We start from the raw sequence: 3,787 nt of genomic DNA, 5'->3' as shown, positions 1-3,787 counted from the left end.
CCCAAGCGGCAGGCAGCTTTGTCTCGGACAACTCAAAGGCAACTGGCGGGAAAGGTGACCGCGTTGGCAGGCAGACGCCAGATGAGCGCGTAGCGCAGGCGTTTAGAGACGACCTTCCACAACAGGAGCAGGCAGCGCTGGTTCGACAAGCGGAGGCGGCCAAAACGGCTCAGCAGGTTGAGCTTCGCACCAACATCGGTCTCGCCGAGCAGAACGCGCCGGACGCCATCGCACGGACTGGCGCCTATTCCGGCAAGATGCCTGGTCTGGATGCCTTCATCGCTGTCTATGGCGTCGAGGAGGGCGGCAAGCAGCACGGGGATTTTGCCAGAAAGATTGATGTTGGTCGTCAGGCCTTCGGCATGCGCACCATGCCGAACCAAGCAATCCATGCGGCGCTACGCGATGCCGAACCTGGTCCTGCAGGTTCCCAAGGGGAGCAGGCGCGGTACCACGTCACGGCCGCCGCCGCGCTTCAGACGCTGGACGCCAGACGGATGGACCCTGCCGGATACGTTCGCAAGGTCTTTCCGAGCGTCGACGCAGCCTGGAGCGAGATCACCACTCCCGACAGCGAGTCATGGAATCGTGAAGGAGAGCCGGACACCTACGACCGAGGAACTTATGTCCGAGCAATCGCCGCTTCAGTTGCAGCACAAAAGCAATTGGGCATCGAGAATTATCAACCGTTGCCATGGTCTGTCCTCAAGAACATCGCGAAGATATTCAAAGACAGGAGCGTGCCGCAGGCGGACAAGCACACCATCCTGTACAGCCTCTTTGATGGGGCGTTCGATCCAAAGGTCCGAGCAGCCTTATCCCAACAGCTCTTCCAAGCCGGGCTTCCTCAATCGGTCGAAAGCCAACCGGCTAGGCCCGTTGTTGCGCCAGTGATCGTCGGGAAGCAGAATCAACCGCCTACTCCTTCAAGCCCCAGGAAACCTCAATCGAAACTGGAACACGCCGCGGAGGACTTCGGCAACTACCTCGCCGAAGGTTTCGAGGCCTTGGGGCGAGCCCCGCATGACATCGGGCTGTTTCTCCGGGGCCTGCGCGACGATCCGTTGGGCGCCATCGAACAATTGCCGGTCAATCCTGCCTCGGGACCGGCTGCCGGGGGCAGGCTGGCATTAGAGTCACTCGGCCAGGCTGTCGCAAAAGGATTGATTATTGTCCGCGGCGGGACGGGCAAGTTTGCCAAGCCGTTAGATGAGCTTGCTGCGAGCGGTTCGCGCGCCACATCAGAGCTCGCCGCTGAGCGTGCGGTGGCTCGCCAAGCCATCGAGACGAATTCTCTAGTCAAAGCTGCAGAGGATGCCGCCTACCGCGTCAGCACAGGCGCCAAACCTGACAAGGCAGAGCTTCTTGAGATCGTAAAGTCGATCGCCAGAGACCCTTCCACCGTAAGGTATCCAGGAGCATCGTTGGGGAAGTCTGCTTCGAAAAATTACCGCAAAACACTTCTTGATGCGAACCCGAATCTAGAGGGAGAGATTGTCGTCCACCATGCTGCAGAGCGACAGGTATGGACCAGATATCCAAGCCTTGTTGCTAAAGATGAGATGCACTCTCTTCAAAATCTTCGCGGCATACCAAAAGGATTAGATAACCTTTTGCACAAGATCGTGTTCCGATTCGAATGGGATAAATTCTATGCGTCGCACCCCCAGCCAACCCGTCAGCAGGTGCTGGACTACGTGACTTATATCGACAAAAAATACGGACATCTGTTCAATCCTCCAATAGGTGAGTGATGCAATATTTTTACATATGGCCGAACGTCGCTGGTGGACTTGGTGAAAATACCGTTCTTGACTCGAGTGTCCATCCGCCAATCGTGACCAAGCTTCACTATGTGATAGAGGGCTGGTTTGGCGATGTGATCGTCACGACGTTCCCGTGTTATCTTGTCACCGAAGAAACGCAGGGCGCACTGCAGAAGATGGGCTTTTCGGGTGCAACGTTTGCTGATGCTGAAGTTACAACCTCCGAAGAGTTTCACGAGGATCAACCTGGGCAGGAACTTCCACCCTTTGTCTGGCTTAAAGTGAATGGCGAGGCTGGCCGCGACGACTTCGGGATCGCAGCAGACTATCGCCTCGTCATCTCGAAACGCATTCTTGATCTGCTTGAATCGTTGGGCATTCCGTTCGCTGTAATTGATCCCTACGATGATCAATAGCAACTGGATTGGGCTTTTCGAATGATCCAAATGGCTATGACAAAGACGCCTATGACCAGGCATAGCCATGTCTGTCGCCGCGCAGGAACAGTTGGCGTATTGAGAACCCCCAGCCCGTGCCGCTGTTCAAGGGCCTGTCGGCCAGTCCGTGGATGTGCATGAAATCAATCCAGTGATGTTTGGCGGCAGTCCGATCGACTCCTCCAACAAAATCATTCTGCCTCGCAATGTTCATCGACAACAGGGTACGCCGTGGTGGAACCAGTTGCTGAAAGATCTGGGAGGATAGCATTGGGGCATATTTTAACTGAGGGACAGTTCGACGCACCGGCTGAAGTCGCAGTCGTCGATGGCCTGTCCGCACGGTTGGGAGTGACGCTGCCCAAGGATTACACCAATTTCCTTAGGGAGCATAATGGAGGTGAAGGCTTCATCGGCGACAGCTATATAATTTTTTTCAAAGCCGAAGAGTTGGTAGACTTCAATCGAGAATATGAGGTTGAAAAATATGCGCCAGGCATCCTCTTGTTCGCATCGAACGGAGGAGGGGAAGCCTATGGCTTCGACACCGACGATGTAGAAATGCCAATCGTGCGCATCCCGTTTATATTTATGGAACGGCAATCCGCCGAGAGGATAGCGCGAGACCTCGCCGATCTATTTGCTCGGCTGGAGGACTGGAAATAAGCGCCCAAGATACAAATTCGCGCTCCAAGGGCATGGAACTGTTCGAGCTCACACCGATTGCGGTTGGCGGCGATCCAGTCAGTTTGGAGAACAAGATCTGGTTGACCAGACAAGAGCATTTTGAAGCGGTGCGCTATTGGAATCGAGCTATCGCGATTCTGCGTAAGGCGGCGCTGGAGAAGGCGGCGCGGGCGGATGGGTAGGGTGCAGGGAGCACTGACCTTGCGGAGGCCATGACCCGCTTCGGCCGATCATTGTGCAAGCTACGGGGAGGATGCCGGCAGGCAGTGAGGGGCGGTGCCGGCATTTCAGAATTTTGCGCTGCCCCTCATTCCCCTGCCGGGACCTTCTCCCCGTATAGCGACGGGGAGAAGGGGCTAACGCTCAATAATTGCCTTCGTAGTAGCGGTCGTCGCAAGGCGCGGTGTAGATGCGGCCGCTGTTGCGATCCTGATAGCGGCAAAGCTGTTCGCCGCGCCGCTGCGGTGTGGTCGCGCTGCCCACCACCGCACCGAGCAGGGCGCCGCTGGCTGCACCGATGACGGTGCTCTTCGTATTGCCGCCGATCGCCTGACCGACGAGGGCGCCGCCGGCGCCGCCGATCAGCGCGCCGGTTCCGGCTCTCTGCTGCCCTTCGGTCTGCGCACACCCTGCCAGCACGGCAGTCAGAAGCGCGGCGGCAATGGCTTTCTGCATGGTCATTTGGAGTCCTCCTTTAAAGCCTCGGGTCAATGCTTTGCCAAGTGCGGTCGCATTGCGGCGGAACAGGGGCACCATGCCTCACGAAATAAGACATGGTTTCTTTCGTCTTGACGGCCCAGGCTTTCCGTTCGGAAAGATCATGGTCAAACAAAAAGATCATAAAGATCTTGGTTTAACAAGACGATAGAGCTGGGCTCTGTCGAGATGAATCAGGCT

General features: G+C 56.6%; 4 protein-coding genes and 1 pseudogene. 4 read left to right on the top strand and 1 reads right to left on the bottom strand.

What is annotated here, in order from left to right; all coding sequences use genetic code 11:
* From E5W87_RS28815 to E5W87_RS28800, 4 genes and pseudogenes are all read left to right on the top strand, one after another.
* Window positions 1-1,754 (top strand): annotated as a pseudogene (locus tag E5W87_RS28815) (hypothetical protein); the annotation flags it as partial.
* Window positions 1,754-2,182, top strand: coding sequence for a hypothetical protein (locus E5W87_RS28810; RefSeq protein ID WP_292405247.1), 429 nt, complete (start codon window positions 1,754-1,756; stop codon window positions 2,180-2,182). The pseudogene E5W87_RS28815 and the gene E5W87_RS28810, both read left to right, overlap by 1 nt.
* A gap of 291 nt (window positions 2,183-2,473) precedes the next feature.
* Window positions 2,474-2,869 (top strand): SMI1/KNR4 family protein, encoded by a 396-nt coding sequence (locus tag E5W87_RS28805; RefSeq protein ID WP_292405245.1) that lies wholly within the window; start codon window positions 2,474-2,476, stop codon window positions 2,867-2,869.
* 32 nt (window positions 2,870-2,901) lie between these two features.
* Complete coding sequence (locus tag E5W87_RS28800) at window positions 2,902-3,072, top strand: hypothetical protein (RefSeq protein WP_292405243.1); 171 nt, start codon at window positions 2,902-2,904, stop codon at window positions 3,070-3,072.
* 181 nt (window positions 3,073-3,253) lie between these two features.
* Here the strand turns inward: E5W87_RS28800 and E5W87_RS28795 are convergent, their stop codons facing one another.
* Window positions 3,254-3,571 carry a YMGG-like glycine zipper-containing protein gene (locus tag E5W87_RS28795; protein ID WP_292405241.1) on the bottom strand — a complete coding sequence of 106 codons (318 nt, stop codon included), beginning with the start codon at window positions 3,569-3,571 and terminating at the stop codon, window positions 3,254-3,256.
* Between the last annotated feature and the right edge of the window lie 216 nt (window positions 3,572-3,787).

Origin of the sequence: Mesorhizobium sp. (genome assembly GCF_004962925.1) — a bacterium.
GTDB lineage: Bacteria > Pseudomonadota > Alphaproteobacteria > Rhizobiales > Rhizobiaceae > Mesorhizobium.
Note: the sequence above shows the minus strand (reverse complement) of the source record. Positions and strands in the feature narration are given on the sequence as shown.